The organism is Pseudonocardia abyssalis (assembly GCF_019263705.2).
Lineage (GTDB): Bacteria > Actinomycetota > Actinomycetes > Mycobacteriales > Pseudonocardiaceae > Pseudonocardia > Pseudonocardia abyssalis.
On record NZ_JADQDK010000001.1, the window covers coordinates 2076427 to 2099618 of the forward strand.

23 protein-coding genes and 1 pseudogene are annotated in these 23192 nt (G+C 74.6%); 9 read left to right on the top strand and 15 right to left on the bottom strand.

What is annotated here, in order from left to right; translation table 11 throughout:
• Positions 1-9 precede the first annotated feature (9 nt).
• Positions 10-216, bottom strand: coding sequence for a hypothetical protein (locus I4I81_RS09925; protein WP_218603885.1), 207 nt, complete (start codon positions 214-216; stop codon positions 10-12).
• Between the two features lie 18 nt (positions 217-234).
• Between I4I81_RS09925 and I4I81_RS09930 the strand changes: the two genes are divergently transcribed.
• Positions 235-474 carry a hypothetical protein gene (locus I4I81_RS09930; RefSeq protein WP_218603884.1) on the top strand — a complete coding sequence of 80 codons (240 nt, stop codon included), beginning with the start codon at positions 235-237 and terminating at the stop codon, positions 472-474.
• A 1-nt stretch (position 475) separates the two neighbouring features.
• Here the strand turns inward: I4I81_RS09930 and I4I81_RS09935 are convergent, their stop codons facing one another.
• Complete coding sequence (locus I4I81_RS09935; RefSeq protein ID WP_218603883.1) at positions 476-802, bottom strand: hypothetical protein; 327 nt, start codon at positions 800-802, stop codon at positions 476-478.
• A gap of 23 nt (positions 803-825) precedes the next feature.
• The gene (pdxR, locus tag I4I81_RS09940; protein ID WP_218615994.1) at positions 826-2202 is read right to left on the bottom strand and encodes a MocR-like pyridoxine biosynthesis transcription factor PdxR; all 1377 of its coding nucleotides are present in this window, start codon (positions 2200-2202) and stop codon (positions 826-828) included.
• 49 nt (positions 2203-2251) lie between these two features.
• On the opposite strand from pdxR, the gene I4I81_RS09945 reads away from it, so the two are divergent.
• Entirely contained in the window at positions 2252-3118 is an 867-nt protein-coding gene (locus I4I81_RS09945; RefSeq protein ID WP_218605561.1) for a DMT family transporter, read from the top strand.
• 131 nt (positions 3119-3249) lie between these two features.
• Here the strand turns inward: I4I81_RS09945 and I4I81_RS09950 are convergent.
• A pseudogene (locus I4I81_RS09950) lies at positions 3250-4895 on the bottom strand (glycoside hydrolase family 13 protein).
• 75 nt (positions 4896-4970) lie between these two features.
• Between I4I81_RS09950 and I4I81_RS09955 the strand changes: the two are divergent.
• A complete protein-coding gene (locus I4I81_RS09955) occupies positions 4971-6137 on the top strand; it encodes an ROK family transcriptional regulator (protein WP_218605560.1) in 1167 nt (388 codons plus the stop codon).
• Between the two features lie 157 nt (positions 6138-6294).
• Here I4I81_RS09955 and I4I81_RS09960 read toward each other — a convergent pair whose 3' ends face one another.
• Together I4I81_RS09960 and I4I81_RS09965 are read right to left on the bottom strand one after the other, a co-directional pair.
• Positions 6295-7662, bottom strand: coding sequence for a GPP34 family phosphoprotein (locus I4I81_RS09960; RefSeq protein ID WP_218615995.1), 1368 nt, complete (start codon positions 7660-7662; stop codon positions 6295-6297).
• A 25-nt stretch (positions 7663-7687) separates the two neighbouring features.
• A complete protein-coding gene (locus I4I81_RS09965) occupies positions 7688-7927 on the bottom strand; it encodes a hypothetical protein (protein ID WP_218606020.1) in 240 nt (79 codons plus the stop codon).
• Positions 7928-8088: 161 nt separating this feature from the next.
• Here I4I81_RS09965 and I4I81_RS09970 point away from each other — a divergent pair, with 161 nt between their 5' ends.
• The 5 genes from I4I81_RS09970 (at position 8089) to I4I81_RS09990 (ending at position 12924) form a co-directional block, all read left to right on the top strand.
• The gene (locus I4I81_RS09970) at positions 8089-8328 is read left to right on the top strand and encodes a DUF397 domain-containing protein (protein WP_218606023.1); all 240 of its coding nucleotides are present in this window, start codon (positions 8089-8091) and stop codon (positions 8326-8328) included.
• Between the two features lie 32 nt (positions 8329-8360).
• Positions 8361-8963, top strand: coding sequence for a DUF5753 domain-containing protein (locus I4I81_RS09975; protein WP_218606021.1), 603 nt, complete (start codon positions 8361-8363; stop codon positions 8961-8963).
• 2 nt (positions 8964-8965) lie between these two features.
• Positions 8966-9892 carry an RluA family pseudouridine synthase gene (locus I4I81_RS09980; protein WP_218606024.1) on the top strand — a complete coding sequence of 309 codons (927 nt, stop codon included), beginning with the start codon at positions 8966-8968 and terminating at the stop codon, positions 9890-9892.
• Positions 9889-10479, top strand: coding sequence for an LURP-one-related family protein (locus I4I81_RS09985; RefSeq protein ID WP_218606022.1), 591 nt, complete (start codon positions 9889-9891; stop codon positions 10477-10479). The genes I4I81_RS09980 and I4I81_RS09985 overlap by 4 nt, the downstream gene beginning before the upstream one ends.
• A 96-nt stretch (positions 10480-10575) precedes the next feature.
• Positions 10576-12924, top strand: coding sequence for a putative bifunctional diguanylate cyclase/phosphodiesterase (locus tag I4I81_RS09990; protein ID WP_218615996.1), 2349 nt, complete (start codon positions 10576-10578; stop codon positions 12922-12924).
• 21 nt (positions 12925-12945) lie between these two features.
• Here I4I81_RS09990 and I4I81_RS09995 read toward each other — a convergent pair whose 3' ends face one another.
• Genes I4I81_RS09995 through I4I81_RS10030 form a run of 8 tightly spaced genes read right to left on the bottom strand, consistent with a single transcriptional unit; the run spans position 12946 to position 20843 of the window.
• Positions 12946-13566, bottom strand: coding sequence for an L-threonylcarbamoyladenylate synthase (locus tag I4I81_RS09995; RefSeq protein ID WP_218604454.1), 621 nt, complete (start codon positions 13564-13566; stop codon positions 12946-12948).
• 9 nt (positions 13567-13575) lie between these two features.
• Positions 13576-14169 (bottom strand): alpha/beta hydrolase, encoded by a 594-nt coding sequence (locus I4I81_RS10000; protein ID WP_218604455.1) that lies wholly within the window; start codon positions 14167-14169, stop codon positions 13576-13578.
• Entirely contained in the window at positions 14166-15110 is a 945-nt protein-coding gene (locus tag I4I81_RS10005; protein WP_218604456.1) for a ring-cleaving dioxygenase, read from the bottom strand. Before I4I81_RS10005 ends, I4I81_RS10000 begins: the two co-directional genes overlap by 4 nt.
• A gap of 32 nt (positions 15111-15142) precedes the next feature.
• Positions 15143-16144, bottom strand: coding sequence for a sugar phosphate isomerase/epimerase family protein (locus I4I81_RS10010; protein WP_218604457.1), 1002 nt, complete (start codon positions 16142-16144; stop codon positions 15143-15145).
• Positions 16141-17277: a Gfo/Idh/MocA family protein gene (locus I4I81_RS10015; protein WP_218604458.1), complete on the bottom strand. Its 1137-nt coding sequence runs from the start codon at positions 17275-17277 to the stop codon at positions 16141-16143. The genes I4I81_RS10010 and I4I81_RS10015 overlap by 4 nt, the downstream gene beginning before the upstream one ends.
• Positions 17274-18332, bottom strand: a complete 1059-nt coding sequence (locus I4I81_RS10020; RefSeq protein ID WP_218604459.1) for a substrate-binding domain-containing protein — start codon at positions 18330-18332, stop codon at positions 17274-17276. The genes I4I81_RS10015 and I4I81_RS10020 overlap by 4 nt, the downstream gene beginning before the upstream one ends.
• 29 nt (positions 18333-18361) lie before the next feature.
• Positions 18362-19366 (bottom strand): ABC transporter permease, encoded by a 1005-nt coding sequence (locus tag I4I81_RS10025; RefSeq protein ID WP_225924530.1) that lies wholly within the window; start codon positions 19364-19366, stop codon positions 18362-18364.
• Complete coding sequence (locus I4I81_RS10030) at positions 19359-20843, bottom strand: sugar ABC transporter ATP-binding protein (RefSeq protein WP_218616550.1); 1485 nt, start codon at positions 20841-20843, stop codon at positions 19359-19361. The genes I4I81_RS10025 and I4I81_RS10030 overlap by 8 nt, the downstream gene beginning before the upstream one ends.
• 98 nt (positions 20844-20941) lie before the next feature.
• Between I4I81_RS10030 and I4I81_RS10035 the strand changes: the two genes are divergently transcribed.
• On the top strand, positions 20942-22168 hold the full coding sequence (locus tag I4I81_RS10035; protein ID WP_225925331.1) for an ROK family protein: 1227 nt from the start codon (positions 20942-20944) through the stop codon (positions 22166-22168).
• On the opposite strand, the gene I4I81_RS10040 is transcribed toward I4I81_RS10035, so the two are convergent.
• Positions 22155-23162 carry a hypothetical protein gene (locus I4I81_RS10040; protein WP_218615997.1) on the bottom strand — a complete coding sequence of 336 codons (1008 nt, stop codon included), beginning with the start codon at positions 23160-23162 and terminating at the stop codon, positions 22155-22157. The genes I4I81_RS10035 and I4I81_RS10040 overlap by 14 nt on opposite strands.
• Positions 23163-23192: the final 30 nt, after the last annotated feature.

Consider the following 23192-nt stretch of genomic DNA (forward strand, 5'->3'; position numbering starts at 1 on the left):
CCCGGCGGCTCAGTCCTCGTCGTCGGAGTCGTCGTTCCCCTTCCACTCCCGGTCGGCCCTGTCGTTGGCCTCGGTGCGCTCCCGCGCGATCTCCAGGGCCCGGGCGGCCGTCTCCCGGTCGGGGTAGGGACCGAGCCGGTCGGCCGCCCGCACGCCCTCGTCGGCGGTCACGACCCGGCCGTCGGTCAGGCTGTAGTACCACTCCTCGTCGCTCATGCCGTGCAGAATGCACCAATGGCGACGGCAGTGCTGGTGGGCGGTCCGTGGGACGGGCACACCGAGGAGGTGACGCTCGACGCCGACGGCGTACCGCCGCGGCTGATCCCCCGGTTCCGGGACACGACGATCTACACCGAGGACACCGGGCACCTGCCGGTCCGCATCCCGGAGCGGGCCTACCGACGGCGCGGGCCGCACCCGTCGGAGGGCGGGACCTGGGTCTACGAACCCGACGTCGACGACCCGCTCGCGTAGCTCAGCCGCCCGCTCCGGGACGAACGCGCACGACGACCTCGGTGTCGGTCACGGACTCCACGCCGACGGCGAAGCCTTCGACCTGCGTCTCCCCGCCGACCGGCACGGTGACCGTCTGCCCGGCCACCACGATCGTCGCGGCACCCGCGTCGACGCCCACGAGCTGCGCCGAGATGCCCAGCACCGACACGGACGCGTCGCCGGAGCGGGGGAAGGTGACGGTGCAGCCGTCGAGGCCGCAGTCGGTGTTCGAGCCGCCCGCGCCGCAGCCGGCGACGGTGAACAGCACGATCAGGGCAGCGAGGACGGTGCGGTGCATTCTGGACACGCACGGAGGGTAAGGGGCGGGGTTCACCGGGCCGCGGCCAGGCGGGCGATGCCGTCGCGGATCCGGTCGGGCGGCTGGGCGGCGTAGCCGAGGACGAGACCGGGCGGGCCGGGCGCGACGCGGTGCCTCGACAGCGCGTGCACCACGACCCCGACGTCGCGGGCGCGGGCGGCGAGCTCGCGGTCGTCACCGGCACCCAGGGTGACCAGCAGGTGCATCCCGGCCGCGACGCCGTGGACCCGCGCGTCGGGCAGGTGCCTCGCCAGTGCGTCGAGCATCGCGTCGCGGCGGGCCCGCTGCCGCGGCCGGACCCGCCGCACGTGGCGCTCCAGCTGCCCCGTCGCGATCAGGCGCGCCAGCACGAGCTGCGGCAGCGCCGCGTTGCCGAGGTCGGCCATCGACTTGAGGTGCGCGACGGGCTCGCGCAGCGGCTCGGGAAGCACCATCCAACCGATCCGCATCCCCGGGGCGAGTGTCTTGGACACGCTCCCCACGTGGACGACGTGCGCGGGCGCCAGCCCCTGCAACGCCGGCACCGGGGCACGGTCGTAGCGGTGCTCGGCGTCGTAGTCGTCCTCGATGACCAGGCCGCCGGACCGGGCCCAGTCGAGCAGCGCGCGTCGACGGTCCGGGGCGAGCACGACCCCGGTCGGGAACTGGTGGGCCGGGGTGAGCAGGGCCGCGCGGACGCCCGTGGCGCACAACGCGTCGACGTCGACGCCGTGCTCGTCCACCGGCACCGGTACGGGGTCGAGCCCCCAGAACGCGATCTGCTCGCGGGCGCCCTGCGAGCCGGGGTCCTCGACGGCGATCCGCGTGCGCTCCCCCAGTACGCGGGCGAGGAGGGCCAGTGCCTGCGCGACGCCCGCCACGACCACGATGTCGTCCGCCGCGGCGCGCACGCCACGGGTCCGGCCGAGCCAGGCGGCGAGCTCGCGGCGCAGGACGGGGTGGCCGCGGGGGTCGCCGTAGCCGAGGTCGGCGTTGTCGGTCCCGACGAGGATCTCCCGCTCCGCGCGCAGCCAGGCGGCACGGGGGAAGGCGGCGAGGTCCGGGACGCCCGGTGTCAGGTCGACGCGGTCGGTGTCGGTCACGACGGGGCCGGCCGGCTCCGGGGCCGGGCTGGGGCGGGCGGCGATCCGCGTACCGGCCGCACCCGCGCCGAGCGCCACCCCGGAGTCGACGAGCCGCTGGTAGGCCGCGACGACGACACCGCGCGAGACGCCGAGGTCGCGGGCGAGGAGCCGGCTGGCGGGCAGCCGCGACCCCACCGGCAGCCGTCCGTCCGAGGCCGCGGCGTGCACGGCGTCGGCGAGCCAGCCGGCCAGGTCACCGGCCGGGGCGTGTGCGCGGTCGAGTTGGAGGAAGTCGGCACCCGACATCTTGGTCCTCCCGATCATGGTCCCGATGGACCTGTCCGCAGGACCGTACGCGGCGCAGGCTCGCTGCGTGACCGATCTCCGCGCCCTCGCCTCCGGGGCCGCCGCCATGATGTTCGTCGGCAGCAGCGTGGCCGTCTCCGGCCTGCTCGCCGATGCGCCGTTCTGGACGGCGCAGGCCCTGCGCTACGCCCTCGCCACCGTCCTGCTGCTGCTCGCCGCCCGACTCACCGGGCATCGCGTCCGCTGCCCGCGCGGCGTCGAGTGGGCGTGGCTCGCCGGGGTGGCCGGGTCGGGGCTCGTGCTGTTCAACGTCGGGCTGGTGCGGGGGTCGGAGCACGCCGAGCCCGCGGTGCTCGGCGTGGCCGTCGCGTGCGTGCCGCTGGCCCTCGCGCTGGGCGGCGCGCGCCGTCCGTCCCCCGGGTTGCTGCTGGGGGCGGCGGTCGTCACCGCGGGCGCGGCTCTGGTGCAGGGCGGCGGGCGCACCGACGCGGCGGGCGTCGGCTGGGCGGCGCTCGTGCTGGCCTGCGAGGTCGGCTTCACCCTGCTCGCCGTGCCGGTGCTGCGCCGGCACGGCCCGTTCGGGGTGTCGGTGCACACCTGCGCCCTCGCGACGGCGGCGTTCGCCGGGATCGGCCTGGTCACAGAGGGCCCGGGTGCCGCCGCGACACTGCGCCCGGAGCACCTCGCGGCGTCGCTGCACCTCGCCGTCGTCGTGACCGCGCTGGCGTTCGTGCTCTGGTACGGCTGCGTCGGGCGGGTCGGGGCCGGCCGCGCGGGCCTGCTGTGCGGCCTGGCCCCGATCGCCGCTGCCGGGACGGGCGTGGTGCTGGGCGGCCCCGTCCCCGGTCCCGCGGTGTGGATCGGGGTGCTCACCGTGGCCGCGGGGTTGGCAGTAGGCCTGCGCGCCGGTCGAGGCGTCGAGGCACTCCTCTGAGCCGCGGCCTCAGGCCGCGACGGGATGAGCACAGCGTGGCGGAGGCCGTCGGGCGTGGTCACCCGGCCGGGTCTCCGCGGCGCCTCGTCAGCGCCGGAGGACCCACGACCCGCGGTCGGGGAGGGGTGGGGTCAGGTCGCCAGCCACACCGCCGCGTCGACCGGCAGCACGTCGAGCAGGGCCTCCGTCGCCAGCAGGACCTGCGCGCCGGACGGCAGCGCGACCGGGGACTCCGACAGGTTCACCATGCACGTGAACCCGTCCCCCCGCGAGAACGCGAGCACCCCCGGGTCGGACGGCAGCCATTCCAGCGTCCCGTCCCCGAGCGCGGGATGCGAGCGGCGCAGAGCGAGCGCGGCGCGGCGCGGTAGAGCGAGAGCATCGACGCCGGGTCGCCGTCCTGCGCCTCCACGCTGACGTCCGCGAACCCGGCGGGCTGCGGCAGCCAGGGCTCCGCGGTCGCGTCGGAGGGACTGAACCCGAACGGTGCCGCGGCGCCCGACCACGGGATCGGCACCCGGCACCCGTCGCGGCCGCGCTCGGTGTGCCCGGACCGCTCCCACGTCGGGTCCTGGAGCACCGCGTCGGGCAGGTCCTCGACCTCCCACAGCCCCAGCTCGTCGCCCTGGTAGACGTAGGCGCCACCGGGCAGCGCGAGCATCAGGAGAGCCGCGGCGCGGGCGCGGCGGCGGCCCAGCTCGACGTCGAGCTCCTCGACGGGTGCGAGGTCGCCCAGCGCGTGCCCCGTCGCCGGGGGCCGACCCAGCCGTGAGACGTGCCGGACGACGTCGTGGTTGGACAGCACCCAGGTCGCGGGCGCGCCGACCCCGCCCATCGTCGCGAGGGAGGAGTCGATCACCTTCCGCAGGTCGTCGGCCTCCCAGCGGGCGCCGAGGTAGTCGAAGTTGAACGCGGTGTGCAGCTCGTCGGGACGCAGGTAGCGGGCCAGCCGGTCGTGGGAGGCGACCCACGCCTCCGCGACGAAGATCCGCGGCTCGGCGTAGGAGTCGGCCACCCGGCGCCAGCCGCGGTAGACCTCGTGCACGCCGTCGAGGTCCCAGAACGGGTGCGCGCCGTCGCCGACCGTGTCCATCTGCCGGTCCGGGCCGACGTCCGGCAGCGCCGGGTCCTTGACCAGCGAGTGGGCGACGTCGATCCGGAAGCCGTCGACGCCGCGGTCGAACCAGAACCGCAGGATCGACTCGAACTCGGCGCGCACCTCGGGGAGGTCCCAGTTCAGGTCGGGCTGCTTGACGTCGAAGAGGTGCAGGTACCACTCGCCGTCGGGAACCTGCTGCCAGGCCGGGCCGCCGAACACGCTGCGCCAGTCGTTGGGCGGGCCGTCGCCGCGCCCCGGACGGAAGACGTACCGCGACCGCTCGGGCGAACCGGGCCCGGCGGCCAGCGCCGCGCGGAACCACTCGTGCTCGTCGGAGGTGTGGTTGGGGACGATGTCGAGGATCACCCGCAGGCCCAGCGCGTGGGCCTCCTCGACGAGCGCGGCGGCCTCGTCGGCGGTGCCGAACGCGGGCTCGACGGCGCGGTAGTCGGCCACGTCGTAGCCGGCGTCGGCCATCGGCGAGGGGTACCACGGGTTGATCCACAGCGCGTCGACGCCGAGATCGCGCAGGTAGCCGAGCTTGGCGCGGATCCCGGCGACGTCCCCCAGACCGTCGCCGCTGCCATCGGCGAAGCTGCGGATGTAGAGCTGGTAGACCACGGCATCGCGCCACCACGCCGCCGTCGTCGTCGTGGAGGTCGTCGTCGCCGTACTCATCGCGCTCCTCGGGAGTCGGATTGATTCGCTACCTTGCGTTACTCTCCCCGAGTCCGGCAAGAGGGGTGTGCGCGGGTGTCCGGAACCGATGTGGTGCGGCGGCTCAACACGCAGAGCGTGCTCGACGCCGTGCTCGACACGGGCCGCTGCAGCGGTGCCGACCTCATGGCGCGGACGGGCCTGTCCCGCCCCACCGTGCACGCGCTCTGCGACGACCTCATCGGCCGCGGCTGGCTCGTCGAACCCCCGAGGCCCGACGCCGCCCGGCCCGGCCGCCCGGCCCGGATCTACGCACCCCGGCCGGGTGCGGGGTTCGTGCTGGGCGTCGACATGGGGGCCACCTCGGTGCGGGCCGCGGTGGCCGACCTCGGTGGAGCGGTCGCGGGCGAGGCCGGCGCGGTGTTCGCCCACGAGCACGTCGCGGCGCCCGATCGCCTCGCCCTGACCCGCGAGACCTGCCTACGTGCCCTCGACGCCGCGGGTGCCGCCCCGGAACAGCTGCTCGGTGCGGTGCTCGGCGTCCCGGCCCCCGTCGACGCCATCGGACGCGCGGGCGCCGACGAGGACTACCTCCCCGGGCTCGCCGCGCTCGACCTGCGCACCGCGCTCGCCCCTGCCGTCGCGGTGGCGGTGGTCGAGAACGACGCCAACCTCGCCGTGGTCGCGGAGCGCTGGCGCGGCGTGGCCCGCGGCGTCGACGACGTCGTGCTGGTGCTCGCCGGGGAACGCCTCGGTGCGGGGGTCTGCCTGGGCGGGCGGATCGTGCGCGGGCACCGCGGTGGCGTCGGCGAGATGGGCTTCCTCGACCTCGTCGACGGGGTCGGCGGCACCGCCGCGATCGGCAACCTGGCCCGGCGCTGGGGCTCCGCCGAGCTGGGGCGGACCGTGCGGGCCGAGCAGGTCGTCGCGGCGGCGGCCGCGGGCGACGCGGCCGCCCGCGGCGTCCTCGACGCCGTCGCGCGCCGGATCGCGCGGGCCCTCGCCGTGCTGGCGACCCTGCTCGACCCCGAGCTGCTCGTGGTGGGCGGCGCCGTCGCCGCCGCGGGCGACGTCCTGCTGACCCCCCTGCGGCGGGAGGTCGCCCGGGTGGCGGAGCGGCCGGTCCGGCTGGCCGCGTCGGCCCTCGCCGACCGCGGCGTGCTGCTCGGGGCCGTCCGCGTCGCCCTCGACGACGTCCGGCCCCGGTTGCTCGACCTGCGACCTACGCCTGTGTCCTCCACCCGCCCCGCAGTAGGCCGGTGATCACCCGCACCACACCGACGACGACCGCGCCGATCGCCGCGATCACCGCGATGGTCGAGGCGACGGGGAGAGCCACCTGCTGCGGGTGTTCGACAAGCCCGCGGTCGGCGACCGCACGGCGGCGGTGACGGTCGCGATCGCCCGCGGCCTGGTGCCCTCACCGCAGGGTTGACGCCTCCCGCAGTGCCTCGGTGTCGGGATGGGCCGGGCCGAGTCCGTCGGCGGCGTCGCGGGCGGCCCGGTCGTACTCCGAGCGGGCCTCGACCGGGCGCCCGGCCGCGTCGAGGCACTCGGCGAGCGCACCACGGAGCGCGACCGTGCTGGGGTGCCCCGCACCCCAGGTCTCCAGCGCGTCGCGCAGCGCGGATCCGAGCACGACCAGCGCCGCGCGCGTGTCGCCGTCGTCGGCGTGGCTCAGACCCGCACCCAGGCGCGAGGTGAGCGTGTCGGGGTGCGCCGGCCCGAGCACGCGCGTGCGGTGGGCCACCACGAGCAGGTAGTGCGCCAGCGCCTCCGCGGGCCGGTCGGCGGTCCGGTGCACCGCGGCGAGGACGTCGCGGGCGGTGAGGGCGAGCGGATGGTCGGCCCCGAGGGTGCGCTCGCGGTCGTCGAGCGTGTCGACCAGCAGCGGGATGCCGGCCCCGGGACGCCCTGCCGCGAGGTAGGCGACGGCCAGGTTGCCCTCGGCGACGAGGGTGTCGGGGTCGATGGCCCCGAGGTCCTGGACGGCCTCGGCGACGGCCTCCTCCAGCACCGGCACCGCGTCGTGCGGGCGGTCGGCGGCGACGAGCGCGGCCCCGGCGTCGTGCCGGGCGCGCAGCCCGGCGCGCCCGGGACGGGCGGCGGGGTCCTCGGCCCGACGCTGCATCACCGCGCTCTCGACGACCAGCCGCGAGCCCGCGAACCGGCCCCCGCCCGGCATCGCCCGCACCGGGACCTCGGCCAGCGCGGCGACGACGGCAGCCGGGCCCGCCGGCAGCTCGGCCACCAGCTCGTCGAGGAAGCCGGACCCGGTCCCGATCACCCCCTCCGCCCCCGCGGCGAGCGTGCACGCGAGCGCCACCGCCCCCGGCAGGTCGAACGACGTCGGGTCGGCGACCATCTGCTCGATCTCCAGGCGGGCACGGGCGGCCCGCACCGGGTCGGCCGCGGGCCAGCGCGCGGCCGAGCGCAGCCGCCGCGGCGCCTCCCACCGCAGCACGCCCTCCTCGACCAGCTCCCGGGACGCGAGGTCGTGGACGGTGCCGCCCAGCATCTCGACCCATCCCCGCACGTCCCGCTCGGCCCCGTCGGCGGCGACGGCCCCGACGACGACGTCGCCGACGGGGTCGTCGTGGCGGGGGCCGCGGCGGCCGACGAGCACCACCCGGTCACCCTCGACGGCCAGCCGCCCGGAGATCATCAGGCTCACCAGCTGGGCCCCGACCAGCGCCGCGCGGACAGCGCGGTGCCCGGCCGCGGCACGCCCCGTGACGGGGTCGTGCAGCACCGTGAACACGCTCGGTACGAGACGGGTGTGCTTCATGCGCCCCGGCAAGATACGCCGGTGCTCAGGCGCCCTGCGCGCGGCCGTGACGGCGGCGGGCGAGCTCGGCGATGCCGTGCAGGGCGCACGGCCACGCGGTACCCGGGAGCCCGGTGCCGCCCTGGGTGCAGGTGCGGCAGCGACCGGTGCGGTCGGGCAGGTGCAGCGTCAGCAGCCGCTCCCAGACCTCGACCATCGGGGCCAGCTCGTCGGCGAGGCGGAAGTGCTGGGGGCTGGTGAGCCCGGGGGCGTCGGGATCGCCCATCCTCGGCAGGGGTGTGACCCGCGCCGAGCCCGCCGGCGCCTCCGCGGTGCGCCGTACCGGCGGATCCGCCCCCCACGACCGGTTCATGAGCATCCCCCCGATTGCACGTGCAGCCCCCGCTGTGTCGACCGCAACCTGATCGTGTCGGAACGAGCTTGCATCTGCAAGTGCTGTTGCGTGAACATCTGCACGTGCATCTGCAAGCTCCACTCGCCTGGCGCAAGAGCTCCGCGAGCAACCCCAGCGGGAACTGCGTGGAGGTGGCCGCCCTGCCCGACGGGGCGGTGGCGATGCGCAACTCCCGCCATCCCACCGGTCCCACGCTCGTCTACACTCGCGCCGAGATCGCGGCGTTCCTCGACGGCGTCCGCGCCGGGGAGTTCGACGACCTCGCCGGCTGACCCCGATCCGGCGGGTCGACCCAGGGAGCCCGGTGCAGGACGACGACGGCGGTCGCTATCACGACCTGCACCCCGGCTGGGACGAGAACCCTATCGGCCTGGAGCGGGCCGCGAGCCTGATCCGCACCTACGAGGTGCAGTTCGTCCCCGGCCTCCTGCAGACCCCGGACTACGCGCGGGCGGTCACGCGCCTGAGCCACGACGACGCGCGCGAGGTCGACCGCCGGGTCGCGCTGTGCGTCCGCCGCCAGGCGCTGCTCACCGCGCCCGGCGGCCCGACGCTGTGGGCCGTGGTCGACGAGGCCGCGCTGCGCCGCCCGATCGGTGGCAGCGAGATCAGCCGGGCCCAGCTCGACCACCTCATCGCACTGTCCGAGCGGCCCCACGTGAAGGTGCAGGTCGCCCCGTTCCACTTCGCCGGTCACGCCGCGGCGGGAGGGCCGTTCACCATCCTGCGCTTCCCCGGGCGCGACGTGCCCGACGTCGTCCACCTCGAGCAGCTCAGCGGCGCGCTGTACCTGGACGAGCCCTCCGACGTGGAGCAGTACCGTCAGGTGATGGACCGGCTGTGTGCACAGATCGAGCCGCTCGACCGCACCCGCGCGATCCTCCGCGCGATCCGGGCGGAGCTGTAGCCCTGCGGAAACGGCCGGCATCCCCCCTCCCCCAAAGGCTGGGTCTCGACCCGGTCCGTCTCCGCACGCCCGACGCCGGGAGCGCCCCCTGGGCGACGATGCGCGACCACCTCGTCGAACGGCTCCCGCGCGTCGCCGCCGAGCGGGTCGAGGAGATGCTGGAGCAGGGGCGGATCGTCGACGCCGACGGCCCGCTCGACGCCGCGGCGCCCTACCGTCCGGGCACCTACCTGTGGTTCCACCGCGACCTGCCCGTGGAGACCCCGGTCCCGTTCCCGATCGGGATCGTGCACCGCGACGACGACCTGCTCGTCGTCGACAAGCCGCACTTCCTGGCCACCATCCCGCGCGGGCAGCACGTCGCGGAGACCGCGCTGGTCCGCCTGCGCCGCGACCTGGAGCTGCCCGAGCTGAGCCCCGCGCACCGGCTCGACCGCGTCACCGCCGGGCTCGTCATGTTCGTCGTGCACCGGGAGCGCCGCGGGGCCTACCAGACGCTGTTCCGCGACCGCCGCGTCCACAAGGTCTACGAGGCGCTCGCCCCGCACGACCCGGCCCTGGAGCTGCCGCGGACCGTCCGCAGCCGGATCGTCAAGGAGCGCGGCGTGCTCCAGGCCCGGGAGGTCGACGGCCCGCCGAACGCCGAGACGCTCGTCGAGGTGGTGGAGGTGGGCGGCGGGCTGGCCCGCTACCGCCTCACCCCGCGGACCGGGCGCACGCACCAGCTGCGCCTGCACATGGCCTCTCTCGGCGTGCCCATCGTCGACGACGACTTCTACCCGGACGTCCGTGAGCAGCCGCTCGACGACTTCAGCCGGCCCCTGCAGCTGCTGGCGGCCGAGCTCGCGTTCACCGACCCGGTCACCGGCGCGGCCCGCCGGTTCCGCTCCGCGCTGCGTTTGCGTGACCTGCCACACTCGCCCGCATGACGATGCAGGTCCCCCGGTTCTTCGTCCGCCAGAAGGTCACGCTGATGGTGAACCGGTACCTGGTGTACGCCGCGAACCCGGACGGCACCGAGGGGCGGCTGATGGCATTCGCCGAGCAGAAGCGGATGAAGCTGAAGGAGGAGATCACCTTCTTCACCGACGAGTCGAAACAGCGGCGGGTGTTCTCCTTCAAGGCCCGCCAGCGCCTCGACGTCCGCGCCGAGCACGACGTGTTCGACGAGTCCGGGCAGCCGATCGGCTACTTCAAGAAGGAGTTCGCGGCCAGCCTGCTGCGCTCCACCTGGACGCTCGGCGCGCCCGGTCTCGACGCGCGCGGGCAGGAGCGCCGTCCGGTCATCGCGGTGCTGCGCCGGGTCTGGACCGCGATCCCCTACCTGGGCGAGGTCTGGGTGCCGTTCGTCTTCCACTTCGACTTCGTCGACACCGTGACGGGAGCGCCGGTGCTCACGAGCGAGCGGCAGCGCTCGGTCCGCGACCGCTACGCCGTGACCGTGCAGGATCCGCGTCTGGACTTCCGGGTGGCGGCGTCGATGGCGGTGGCGCTGGACGCGCTGCAGAGCCGCTGAACCGCGCATCGACCGCCGATCTCAGGATCCTCGCCGCGTGACGCACCCCGGGCCCACGACGTCAACCCGACGGCCCCGGCCACCGAAGTCAGAGCCATGACGGTCTCACCGCTCCCCGCCGCGCGCGCGGTGGTGCCCGGGACGGGCGTCGCCGCCGTCACGGCGTTCCTGTTCCTGGCCGGGCTCACGACCGCGGTGGACGGGGCGGCGCAGCAGTGGGCGGCGAACATCGGGGTCCTGGCGTTCGCGGCCGCCGCGGTCGTTGGATGCGTGCGGGCGGCGCGACGCTCCCGGGGCCGCTCCCGCCGGGGCTGGGCCGCCCTCGCCGTCGGGGCCGGGGCCTGGGGCGCGGGGCAGGTCGTCTGGACGGCGCTGGAGTCCCTCGGGATCACGGCCCCGTTCCCGTCGGTGGCCGACATCGGCTACCTGACGTTCCCGGTGGCCGCTCTGGTCGGGCTCGCGCTCCTGTCCCCGCGGTCGGGGTGGGCCGGCCCGCGCCGGCTGCTCGACGCGCTCACGGTCGGCTGCGCGCTGGGGCTCCTCGCGTGGTTCACCGTCATCGACCCCCTCGCGGCGGGCCATCCGCTGCTCGAGGCCGCGGTGTCGCTGACCTACCCGGTCCTCGACGTCGTCCTGCTCACCGTCACCGTCCTGACGCTGACCCAGACGGGCGAGAAGCCGCTGCTGTGGGCGCTGCTCGGGCTCTCGATGGTCGCGATGACGGTCTCCGACGTCCTGTTCTCCTACGCGACGACGGCGGGCACCTACCTGTCCGGCTCGGCCGTCGACTGGGGGTGGTGGGCCGCGTTCCTGTTCCTGGGCACGGCGGGGTCGCTGGTCACGGGGCCGAGGTCCGGGCAGCCCCGGCCCCCGGCGGAGCGGACCGTGGCCCCGGCGAGCCTGCTGCCCTACCTGCCGCTGTCCGCCGTCGTGCTCGTCGCGGCGGTCGAGTCGGCCACCGGGACCGGGCTGGACCCGGTCGCGGTCGCGGTGATCGTCGTGCTGGTCGGGCTGGTGCTGGTCCGCCAGTACGCCACCGTCCGCGACAACGTGACGCTCGCCCGGACCGTGCAGGTGCGGGAGGCGGAGCTGCACGAGCTGGCCTTCCGCGACGGGCTCACCGGGCTCGCGAACCGCGCGCTGTTCCTGGACCGCCTGGGCCACGCCCTCGACCTGTCCGCGCGCGACCGCCGGCCGGTGTCGGTGGTGTTCCTCGACCTCGACGGGTTCAAGGCGGTCAACGACGGCCTCGGCCACGCGATGGGCGACGCCCTGCTGGTCCGCGTCGCCGAGCGCCTGCGGGCCACCCTGCGGGCCTCGGACACCCTGGCCCGCCTCGGCGGCGACGAGTTCGCGGTGCTCGTCGAGCAGGGGTCGCGCTTCGAGGACGACGCCGCGACCGTCGCGCAGCACCTGCTCGACTCGTTCAGCACCCCGTTCCAGATCCGGGGGCGCACGGTGTCGGTGTCGGCGAGCATCGGCGTGGCCTCGGTCGAGCCGGGCGTCGACCCGCCGGGGGCGGACCGCGCAGCCTCCCTGCTGCACCGCGCCGACGTCGCGATGTACGCGGTGAAGGAGGCCGGCCGGGGCGGCGGGATCCTGCAGCACTCCCCCTCGCTCGACGTCGGGCGCGGACGCGACGAGCCCGCCGTGGCGCGCGCGTTCGCCGCGGCGCTGGAGCAGGGCCTGGTCCGCGCGGTCTACCAGCCGGTCGTCGACCCGGTGACCGGGCGGATCGGGGCCTTCGAGGCGCTGGCCCGGTGGACCCACGACGGCGTCGAGATCCCGCCGACGACGTTCGTGCCGATCTCCGCGCGCGCCGGGCTCTCCGAGCACCTGACCGGGCTGATGCTCGACCGGTCGTGCGCCCAGCTGGGTGCGTGGAACCGTGCGCTGGGGCACCGGCGGCTGCGCGTGGCCGTCAACGTCAACCCCTCCGAGCTGATGGACGCGACCTTCCCCGACCGGATCGTCGAGCTGTTCGCCCGGCACGGGCTCGCCGCCGGGCAGCTCGCCCTGGAGATCACCGAGAGCGGGATGACCACCCGTCCGGAGACCGCGGTCGACGTGATGAACGCGCTGCGGGCCTGCGGGGTCCGGCTCGCGCTCGACGACTTCGGCACCGGCTTCTCGACGCTGGCCCGGCTGTCCAGCACCCCCGTCGACACCGTGAAGATCGACCGGTACTTCGTCGCCGACATCGACCACGACGTGCAGAAGAAGCGGTTCCTCGTCGGGCTGTTCGAGCTGACCCGCCACCTCGGGCTGCGGACCGTCGCCGAGGGCGTCGAGCGGCCGGGGCAGCTCCGCGAGCTGCGCCGGCTGGGCTGCGACCTGGTGCAGGGCCACCTGATCGGTCGACCGGCCTCGGCCGAGGACCTCACCCCGATCGTGCTCGCCGAGCAGCCGGTCATCGCCCCGGAGCTGCTCGGCCGCGTCGGCTGAGCAGCTCCTGCACGCCAGGCCCTACTCGAAGCGGGACGGGTCCCCCGCCCCGACCCGCACGATCTCCGGCTCGTCACCGGAGAGGTCGACGACGGTGGTGGGCTCGGTGCCGCACTCCCCCGAGTCGATGACGGCGTCGACGACGTGGTCGAGCCGCTCCTTGATGTCCCAGCCCTGCGTCATCGGCTCCTCCTGGTCGGGGAGCAGCAGGGTCGAGGACAGCAGCGGCTCGCCCAGCTCGGCCAGCAGCGCCTGTGTGACGACGTGCTCGGGGATCCGCACCCCGACGGTCTTCTTCTTCGGGTGCAGCAGCCGCCGGGGCACCTCCTTGGTGGCGGGGAGGATGAACGTGTACTGGCCCGGCGTCGCCGCCTTGACCGACCGGAACACCGCGTTGCTGACCTGCACGAACTGGCCGAGCTGCGCGAAGTCGGCGCACACCAGCGTGAAGTGGTGGCGGTCGTCGAGGTGCCGGATCTCGCGGATCCGGTCGAGCCCCTTGCCGTTGCCGAGCTGGCAGCCCAGCGCGAAGCACGAGTCGGTGGGGTAGGCGATCAGGCCACCGTCGCGGACGAGGTCGACGACCTGGGTGATCGACCGCCGCTGCGGGTCGACGGGATGCACATCGAAGTAGCGGGCCATCCCGCGAGGTTAGCGCTCCAGGAACGCCTTGACCTCCGGCAGAACCGACGCGTCGATACCGTGACCGCCGTCGTGCGGGAACTCCTCGACCTCGGCGCCGCACCCGCGCAGCTGGGCGAGCAGTGTGGCCGTCTCGGCCGTGCTCACGAGCGGGTCGCGGCGGCCGTTGGAGACCGCGACGCGCTTGCCGGAGAGGTCGACGTCTCCCGGACCGTCCCGGAACGGCACCATCGCCGCCAGCAGGACCGCGGCCGAGAGCACCTCGGGGCGACGGAACAGCAGCGCCGACGCGGTGTTCGCCCCGTTGGAGAACCCCGCCGCGACCCACGGGCCGGCGTCGACGCCGAGCACGAAGTCGGCGAGCTCGTCGACGCGCGCCCGCAGGTCGTCCTCGTCGAGCACACCCTCGGCGAGGCGCCGGAAGAACCGGTTCGCCCCGTTCTCCGACACCTGCCCACGCGGGGAGAGGACGGGGCCTGCGCCGTCCCCCGCCCACCCCAGGTGGTCGCGCAGCGGGAGCAGGTCGTGCTCGTCGCCACCGGTGCCGTGCAGGAGGAGCAACGGGGTGCCCGCACCCGGGAGCAGCACGTGCTCGAAGGTCATGACGGCACCCGCAGCGTCGGCAGGGACGCGGCGATCTGCTCGCGCGAGGGCTCCAGCCACGGCGGCAGCTTCAGCGCGCGGCCCAGCTCCAGCAGCGGCTCGTCGACCGCGAAGCCCGGCTCGTCGGTGGCGATCTCGAACAGCACGCCGCCGGGCTCGCGGAAGTAGATGGAGGTGAAGTACTGCCGGTCGAGGATCTCGGTGACCTGCTGCCCCGCCTCGACCAGCTCGGTGCGCCACGCGGCCTGCGTGGCCCGGTCCGCCACCCGGAACGCGACGTGGTGCACGGTGCCTCCGGCCTGCAGCCCCTCCGGCCTGCGGTCGCCCGCGACGTCGAGCACCGCGCCCGCGCCGCCCCCGGCCATCGCGAACCGGGCGCGGTCGCCGTCCTCGCCCGCAGCGGTCATGCCGAGCAGCCCGGTGAGCAGCTCGACGGTGGGCTCGGGCAGGCGCTCGGACAGCGTCACGGAGTGCAGGCCGCGCACCGCGTGTTCGGCGGGCACGTCGGCGACGCCGTCCCAGCCGGAGCGGGTGTCGCCGGGAGCCGCGACGACGTCGATGACGAGGCCGTCGGGGTCGCGGAAGGTCAGCACCTCCTCGCCGTCGCGGGTGCGCGGGCCCTCGTGCTCGATCCCGAGCCCGGCGACCCGGCTCTGCCACCAGCCCAGCGACTCCGGCGGCACGCTGAACGCGGTCGCCGTCGTCAGCCCGGTGCCCTGCCGCCCGGCGGGGACGCCCCGCCAGGGGAAGAACGTGAGGATCGACGACGGCGACCCCGTCTCGTCGCCGTAGTAGAGGTGGTACACGTCGGGTGCGTCGAAGTTCACCGTCTGCTTGACCAGCCGCAGGCCGAGGACGGCGGTGTAGAAGTCGACGTTGGCCTGCGGGTCGGAGGCGATCGCGGTGACGTGGTGCAGCCCGTGCGGGGCGAGGTCCGTCATGCACCCCACACTAGTTGACTACGCAAACACTGCTACTTCTGGGAGAACGCCGCGTCGAACGCCGCCGACGGCGGGTCGAACGCCTGGCTGCGCACGAACTCCAGGGCCTCCGGGGCCCCGACGAGCCGGTCCATCCCCGCGTCCTCCCACTCGACCGAGATCGGGCCGGAGTAGCCGATGGTGTTGAGCATCCGGAAGCACGCCTCCCACGGGACGTCGCCGTGGCCGGTGGACACGAAGTCCCAGCCGCGCCGCGGGTCGGCCCATGGCAGGTGCGACCCCATCCGGCCGTTGCGCCCGTTGCCGACCTGGCGCTTCGCGTCCTTGCAGTCGACGTGGTAGATCCGGTCGGAGAAGTCCCACAGGAAACCGACCGGGTCGAGGTCCTGCCACACGAAGTGGCTGGGGTCCCAGTTCAGCCCGAAGGCCGGGCGGTGGTCGACCGCCTCGAGCGCGGCGACCGTCGTCCAGTAGTCGTAGGCGATCTCGCTGGGGTGCACCTCGTGGGCGAACCGGACGCCGACCTCGTCGAACACGTCGAGGATCGGGTTCCAGCGGTCGGCGAAGTCGCGGTAACCCGCGTCGACCATCGACTGCGGCACCGGCGGGAACATCGCGACGGTCTTCCAGATGCTCGACCCCGTGAACCCGACGACGGTGTCGACGCCGAGTCTCGCCGCCGCCCGCGCCGTCATCGCCATGGCCTCGGCCGCGCGCTGCCGCACGCCCTCGGGCTCCCCGTCGCCCCACACGCGCGGCGGCAGGATCGCCTCGTGGCGGGCGTCGATCGGGTCGTCGCAGACGGCCTGGCCGGTGAGGTGGTTGGAGATCGCGAAGACCTGGAGGCCGTGCTCGTCCAGGATGTCGCGGCGCCCCTGCACGTAGGAGTCGTCCTCCACCGCGGCCCAGACGTCGAAGTGGTCGCCCCAGCAGGCGATCTCCAGACCGTCGTAGCCCCACTCCCCCGCCAGGCGCGCCACCTCCTCGAACGGCAGGTCCGCCCACTGCCCGGTGAACAGCGTGACCGGTCTCATGCGTCGATCTCCTTCCACTGGCTCCCGGCCGCGGCGGAGCGCGTCACGGCGTCGAGCACGAGCTGGACCTGCAGGCCGTCGGCGAACGACGGCACCGGGTCGGCCCCGGCCGCGACGTCGCGCACCAGGTCGACGATCTCGTGGGTGAACGTGTGCTCGTAGCCCAGCCCGTGACCGGGCGGCCACCAGGCCCCCGCGTACGGGTGGGCGGGCTCGGTGACGATGATCCGCCGGAACCCGGCGACCTCGGCGTCGTCACCGCCGTCGAAGTACTGCAGCTCGTTCATCTGCTCGAAGTCGAACGCGAGCGAGCCCGCGCTGCCGTTGACCTCCAGGCGGATCTGGTTCTTGCGCCCGGTCGCGAAGCGGGTGGCCTCGAAGCTCGCCAACGCCCCTCCGGAGAACCGGCCCAGGAACAGCGCGGCGTCGTCGACGGTGACCGGCCCCCGGCCCTCCCCCGACGGCAGCGGCCGCTCGCGCACGAAGGTCTCGGTGAGTCCGCAGACGCCGGTGAGGCGGTCGCCGGTGACGAACTGCGCGAGATCGACGACGTGCGCCCCGATGTCGCCGAGTGCCCCCGACCCGGCGCGCTCGACCTGCAGGCGCCACACCAGCGGCGCGTCCGGGTCGACGATCCAGTCCTGCAGGTAGGTCGCCCGGACGTGCCGGACCTCCCCGATCCGGCCCTGCTCCACGAGCCGCCGGGCCAGCGTCACCGCGGGCACGCGGCGATAGTTGAAGCCCACCATGCTGCGCACGCCCGCCGCCTGCGCCCGCTCGGCGGCCGCCACCATCGCGCGGGCCTCCTCCACGGTGTTGGCCAGCGGCTTCTCGCACAGCACGTGCTTGCCGGCCTCCAGCGCCGCGACCGCGATCTCCGCGTGCACGTCACCGGGGGCGCAGACGTCGACGAGCTGCACGTCCTCGCGGGTGAGGAGTTGCTTCCAGTCGGTCTCGACGTCGCGCCAGCCCAGCCGGTCGGCCGCAGCCCGTGCTGTCGTGACGTCGCGGCCGCACAGGACCGCCATGTCGGGCGTCAGCGGGAGGTCGAAGAACCGCCCCGCGGTGCGCCAGGCCTGGGAGTGGGCGGCCCCCATGAAGGCGTGGCCGACCATCCCCACCCCCAGCGTCATGATTCGAAGCCGAGGGGCAGGTAGGTGTCCACGTTCTCCTTGGTGATCGTGGCCGAGGCCAGCGTGATCGACGTCGGGACCTCCTTCTCCACGAGGTCGCCCATGCCGCGGTTCTGCGCGACGAGCCGCGCCAGCGCCATCGCCGAGGAGGCCATGGTGGGGCTGTAGGTGACCGTCGCCTTGAGGACGGAGGTGTCGGCCTGGATCTCGCGCATCGCGTTGGCCGAGCCGGCGCCGCCGACCATGAAGAACTCGCTGCGCCCGGCCTGGGTGATCGCGGCGAGCACGCCGATGCCCTGGTCGTCGTCGTGGTTCCACAGGGCGTCGAGCTGCGGGGCGGCCTGCAGGAGGTTCGCCGCGACCCGCTGCCCGCCCTGCGCGGTGAAGTCCGCCGCCTGGCGCGGGCCCACGGCGAACCCGAACGACGCCAGCGCATCGGAGAAGCCCTGGCTGCGGGCCTGGGTCAGCGGGAGGTTGTCGATGCCGGCGATCTCGCCGATCACCGGGTTCGCGACGCCGGCGTCGCGCAGGCGGGTGCCGATGTAGGTGCCCGCGGAGACACCCATGCCGTAGTTGTCGCCGCCGATCCAGGTGCGGTAGGCCAGCGGCGAGTCGAAGATGCGGTCCAGGTTGATCACCGGGATGCCCGCGTCCATCGCGCGGCGGCCCAGCGAGGTGAGCTGGCTGCCGTCGTTGGGCAGGATGACCAGCGCGTCGACGCCCTGGTTGATCAGCGTCTCGACCGCGGCGATCTGCTGGGTGATGTCGTTGGTCGGGTTGACCGCCTCCAGCGTGACGTCGCTGTACTGGCCGGCCTGGGCCTGCGCGTTCGCGGCGATGGCGGCGATCCAGCCGTGGTCGGCGGCCGGGGCGGAGAAGCCGATGGTGACGGGCGTGCCGGGTTCGGCGTTGTCGCCCGCGGCGGCGGCGACGTTGGCGCCTCCGCCCGCGGCGGCCGGGGCGGCGTTGCTGGTGCAGGCGGCGGTGAGGGCGGCACCGACACCGAGGGCGCCGACGAGGAAACCGCGGCGCGCGAGACCGGACGAGTCAGACATGGTGGGCACTCCTGTGTGCGGGAAGGGATTCAGGGGGACGAGCGCTGCGCGCGGGTCTGGATCAGGACGGCGACCACGATGATCACGCCCTTGGCGATGTTCTGGACCTCGGTCGCCAGGTTGTTCAGCACGAACAGGTTGGTGATCGTCGTGAACACCAGCACGCCGAGGATCGAGCCGATCAGCGTGCCGCGGCCGCCCGTGAGGAGCGTGCCGCCGATGATCACCGCGGCGATGGCGTCGAGCTCGTAGAGGGTGCCGTGGGTGCTCGACCCGGTCGTCGTGAGCGAGGCGATCATGATCGCCGCGATGCCGCAGCAGAGCCCGGACAGGACGTAGAGCGCGATGGTGTGGCGCTTGACGTCGAGGCCGGCGAGGCGGGCCGCCTCGGGGTTGCCGCCGATGGCGAACGTGCGGCGACCGAACGTCGTGCGGTTGAGCAGCACCCAGCCCACCGCCACCACCGCGGCGAAGATGTAGACCAGCAGCGGGATGCCGAGCAGGCGGGTGGTGGCGATCCCGGCGATGACCGGGTCGACCACGATCTGGCTGCGCCGCGCGGAGATCCGTTCCGCGAGGCCCTGGGCCGTGATCAGCATCGCCAGCGTCACGATGAACGGGACGATGCGTCCGTAGGCGATGAGCAGCCCGTTGACCAGCCCCGCGCCCGCCCCGACCGCGAGCGCGCAGAAGATCATCACCCACGGGCCGTAGGACTGGGTCGCGACGGTGGTCGCCCACACCGACGCCAGCGCCATCACCTTGCCGACGGACAGGTCGATGCCGCCGCCGATGATCACGAACGTGACCCCGACGGTGATCACGCCGATGATCGACGCCGAGGTGAGGATCGTCAGCAGGTTCGAGGTCGTGGCGAAGGTGTCCGCGGTGGACACCCCGACCACGCACAGCAGCACGAGCACCGCGACCAGGCCGAGGTTGCGACCGGCCCCGCTGTCGAGCACCCGGGCCACCGCGGACGGGGCCCCCGCCACCCGCTCGACGGGCGGTGCGGCCATCTTCTGGTCAGGCATGTGCCGTCCCCTCCATCACCAGGTCCAGGACCCGGCCCTCGTCGAGCTCGTCGGCGGGCGCCTCGTGGACGACCGCGCCCTCGCGGACGACCAGCACCCGGTCGGCGAGGCCGAGCACCTCGGGCACCTCGCTGGACACCAGCACCACGGCCACACCGCTCGCGGCGAGCTGCCGGACCAGCGCATAGATCTCGCTGCGGGCGCCGACGTCGACGCCGCGGGTGGGCTCGTCGAGCAGCAGGACCGTGCAGCCGCGCAGCAGCCAGCGCGCGAGCACGACCTTCTGCTGGTTGCCGCCCGAGAGCGTCCGGACGACGCGCCGCGCGTCGGCGGGGCGCACGTCGAGCTGCTCGGTGACCTCCGTGGCGGCGCTCAGCTCGGCGTTCTCGCGCACGAACCCGCCGCGGGCGAAGCGGCCCATCGCGGGCAGCGTGACGTTGCGGTACACCGGCTCGCCGAGCAGCAGACCCTGGCTCTTGCGCTCCTCGGGGCACAGCCCGACCCCGGCCCGCACGGCCCCGGGCACCGAGCCGCGGCGCAGCGCCCGGCCGTTGACGCGGACGGTGCCGGCGCCGGCGCGGCGCGCGCCGTAGACCGTCTCGAGGATCTCCGAGCGCCCGGAGCCGACCAGCCCTGCCAGCCCCACGACCTCCCCGGCCCGCACGGTGAACGAGACGCCCGCGAACTCACCGGTGCGGGCGAGGCCGTCGACCTCCAGGACGGTGTCGCCCGGGGCCTCCCCGGTGCGCGGCGGGAACACGTGCTCGCTGGAGCGGCCGGTCATCAGACGGATGACCTCGGCGGTGGGGGTGGTGCGGGCGGGGAGGTCGCGCGCGACGGTCCGGCCGTCCTTGAGGACGGTCACGCGGTCGCCGATCTCGCGGATCTCGGCGAGCCGGTGGGAGATGTAGACGACGGCGACGCCCTCGGCGGTGAGCTCGCGGATGACCCGGAACAGGTTCTCGACCTCGTGCGGGTCGAGCACCGCCGACGGCTCGTCCATGACGATCAGCCGGGCGTCGCGGGCGAGTGCGCGGGCCATGCTGACGACCTGTTGACCCGCGGCCGGCAGCCGCCCCAGCTCGCGGCGCGGCGGGATCTCGGGGTGCCCGAGTCGGCGCAGCAGCGCGCGGGCGATGTCCTCGGCGTCGCGGGGGCGGGTGAAGCCCAGCCGCGCAGGCTCGTGGCCGAGCACGATGTTCTCGGCGACGCTCAGGCCGGGCACGAGGTCGAGCTCCTGGTGGATGGTGGCGATCCCGGCGGCGTCGGCGGCCTGCGGGGAGCCGAACGAGACGGGCTCACCCGCCCAGCGGAGCTCGCCCGCGTCAGGCCGGTGAGCCCCGGCGAGCACCTTGATCAGCGTCGACTTGCCCGCGCCGTTCTGGCCCAGCAGGCAGTGCACCTCGCCCGCGGCGACGTCGAGGTCGACGCCGTCGAGCGCGCGGACCCCCGGGAAGTCCTTGACGATCCCCCGCATCTGCAGCAACACGGGGGAAACCTAGGAGGGTTGACCAGTGACGTACAACGGCCGAATAATGCGTGTTCAAGTCATTTATCCGATGAAATCAGGTCGTGATGTCCCCGCCGCCGTGGACGCTGCCCGCACTGCGCCTCGAGGCCCCGCTGCTTTCCGGGCGGATCGACGCGGGCGTCACCCTCAGCACCGTGACGCGGCTGGTCGCGTCCGGCACGGCCGTCAGCAAGGCCGACCTCGTCGTCGCCGCCGGGCTGGCGCGCACCACCGTCAGCGCCGCCGTCGACGAGCTGCTCGCGCGCGGCGTCCTGCAGCCCGACGGGATCCGCCCGACGAGCGGGCGCGGGCGCCCGGCCGACCGCCTCGCCCTGTCCCCGCACTGCGGCGCGGTGCTGCTCGCCGACGTCGGGGCCCGCGGGGCGCACCTGGCCGTGGTCGACCTGCGCCAGCAGGTGCTCGGCCACGTGCACGTCGACCTCGACGTCCGGGAGGGGCCCGCGGCGGTGCTCGGCACCGTGGAGGGTGAGCTGGAGAAGCTCCGCACCCGGGCCGGGGTGCCGGTACGCGCGGTCGTGATCGGCCTGCCCGGCCCCGTCGACGGCCACCTCGGCGTCCCGGTGCGGCCGCCGATCATGCCGGGCTGGCACGCCTACCCGGTCGCCGCGCGGCTGCAGGAGACGTTCGCGTGCCCCGTGCTGCTGGAGAACGACGTCAACCTGCGCGCCCTCGGCGAGGCCAGGGCGCTGCCCGCCGACCAGGCCCCGCTGCTGTTCGTCAAGGTCGGCACCGGGATCGGCGGCGGGCTGGTGACGCGCGAGGGGGTGCTGCACCACGGCGCCGACGGGGCCGCGGGCGACATCGGGCACGTGCGCGTCCGCGGCGCCCCCGACACCGTGTGCGTCTGCGGCAACATCGGGTGCATCGAGGCCGTCGCCTCCGTCACCGCGATCGGGCGGCGGCTCGGGCTCGCCGGCGCGGACGCCGCGTCGGAGGTCCGGGAGCTGGTCGCCCGCGCCGACCCGGAGACGATGGCGCTGGTCCGGGAGGCCGCCGCGCTGATCGGCGAGGTCGTCGCCATGCTCGTGCACTTCTACAACCCCGCGCGCGTCACGCTCGGCGGGTCGGTCACCTCGGCCAGTGACGAGCTGCTGGCCGGTGTCCGCAGCGTCGTCTACCAGCGGGCCCTGCCGCTGGCCACCCGCAACCTGGTCCTCGCCACAAGCGTGCTCGGGGAGCACGCCGGGCTCGGCGGGGCGTCCGTGCTCGGCATCGAGCGGGTGCTCTCCGCCGAGCACATCGGGCTGCTGGGTGCCGCTACTCGACGGTGATGCGCACGATGTCGAACGCCGGCGTCTGGTTGGCACGCTGCATCATCGGGACGCGGTGCGATCCGTCGCCCGCCCACACCGCGCACTGCGCGGTGCCGGCACTCGGCATGGCGTTCACCGGCACCGTGACCTGGTCGGGAGCCGCGCCGCCCTGGTTGTCCTGCGTGGCGAGGAAGAACTCCGGCGCGGGCTCGGCGTCGGGGGCGACGTCGAGGGAGTCGAGCATCCGGCAGGCGGTGTGGAAGTGGCCGCGCTGGATGCCGTCCTCGGTGAGGAACGAGCTCTCGCGGTAGTAGCCGCCCGCGGCCGCACCGAGGAAGCGGTCGCGGACCAGGTTGCGGGTGCTGACCTGCAGGGTGAACTTCTCCCCCACCGCGACGGTGGCGGGGGCGTCGGTGATCAGCAACGACGGGCTCTGCGCGGCCGCGGCGACCTCGCCGAACGCGATCGCGACGCAGCGGGGGGCGTCCTGGAAGCCGGTGTGCGGGTCGAGATCGCTGGTGGAGCAGTCGTCGCCGAGGATCTCCAGGCCGCCGGCCGCGGGCGGCGGGGCGACGGGGGGCGCGGTGGTGGTCTCCCCCGTCGTCGTGTCCTCGGCTGGGTCCGTGTCCTCCGCTGCGCCGGGCTCCTCGGCACCGGCCGTCTCCTCGGCCGTCGCGGTCTCCTCCTGGGACGTCGCCTGGTCCGCGGCGGTCTCCTCGTCCGCGGCGGTCTCCTCCTCGGTCGGCTCCAGCTCCTGCGTGTTGCCCGCCGGGACGGTCCGGACCGTGGTCGGGGTGACCGAGTGGCCGCCGTGGCCGCCCGTACCCTGCCCGGAACCCTGTCCTGCGCCCTGGCCGTAGTCACCGGTGGACGGGGTCGCGATGGCGTAGTCGCAGGCCGTCGGCAGCAGCACCACGGCCGCGGCCGCCATGATCGTCAGCGCGGCGCGGCGGGCGCGGGCCGAAGGACTGTTCTCGGGCAGGGTCGGGTCGGGGAGCGCTGTCTCGCGCATCGGGGTGCCTCTCTGGGACGGGGAGCGGAG

Bases quoted from the DNA above. Each gene is read 5' to 3' on its own strand.
- I4I81_RS09925 (WP_218603885.1), bottom strand. From the start codon at position 216: ATGAGCGACGAGGAGTGGTACTACAGCCTGACCGACGGCCGGGTCGTG.
- I4I81_RS09930 (WP_218603884.1), top strand. From the start codon at position 235: ATGGCGACGGCAGTGCTGGTGGGCGGTCCGTGGGACGGGCACACCGAG.
- pdxR (WP_218615994.1), bottom strand. From the start codon at position 2,202: ATGATCGGGAGGACCAAGATGTCGGGTGCCGACTTCCTCCAACTCGAC.
- I4I81_RS09960 (WP_218615995.1), bottom strand. From the start codon at position 7,662: ATGAAGCACACCCGTCTCGTACCGAGCGTGTTCACGGTGCTGCACGAC.
- I4I81_RS09965 (WP_218606020.1), bottom strand. From the start codon at position 7,927: ATGGGCGATCCCGACGCCCCCGGGCTCACCAGCCCCCAGCACTTCCGC.
- I4I81_RS09985 (WP_218606022.1), top strand. From the start codon at position 9,889: ATGACGATGCAGGTCCCCCGGTTCTTCGTCCGCCAGAAGGTCACGCTG.
- I4I81_RS09990 (WP_218615996.1), top strand. From the start codon at position 10,576: ATGACGGTCTCACCGCTCCCCGCCGCGCGCGCGGTGGTGCCCGGGACG.
- I4I81_RS09995 (WP_218604454.1), bottom strand. From the start codon at position 13,566: ATGGCCCGCTACTTCGATGTGCATCCCGTCGACCCGCAGCGGCGGTCG.
- I4I81_RS10000 (WP_218604455.1), bottom strand. From the start codon at position 14,169: ATGACCTTCGAGCACGTGCTGCTCCCGGGTGCGGGCACCCCGTTGCTC.
- I4I81_RS10005 (WP_218604456.1), bottom strand. From the start codon at position 15,110: ATGACGGACCTCGCCCCGCACGGGCTGCACCACGTCACCGCGATCGCC.
- I4I81_RS10010 (WP_218604457.1), bottom strand. From the start codon at position 16,144: ATGAGACCGGTCACGCTGTTCACCGGGCAGTGGGCGGACCTGCCGTTC.
- I4I81_RS10015 (WP_218604458.1), bottom strand. From the start codon at position 17,277: ATGACGCTGGGGGTGGGGATGGTCGGCCACGCCTTCATGGGGGCCGCC.
- I4I81_RS10020 (WP_218604459.1), bottom strand. From the start codon at position 18,332: ATGTCTGACTCGTCCGGTCTCGCGCGCCGCGGTTTCCTCGTCGGCGCC.
- I4I81_RS10025 (WP_225924530.1), bottom strand. From the start codon at position 19,366: ATGCCTGACCAGAAGATGGCCGCACCGCCCGTCGAGCGGGTGGCGGGG.
- I4I81_RS10030 (WP_218616550.1), bottom strand. From the start codon at position 20,843: ATGCGGGGGATCGTCAAGGACTTCCCGGGGGTCCGCGCGCTCGACGGC.
- I4I81_RS10035 (WP_225925331.1), top strand. From the start codon at position 20,942: ATGTCCCCGCCGCCGTGGACGCTGCCCGCACTGCGCCTCGAGGCCCCG.
- I4I81_RS10040 (WP_218615997.1), bottom strand. From the start codon at position 23,162: ATGCGCGAGACAGCGCTCCCCGACCCGACCCTGCCCGAGAACAGTCCT.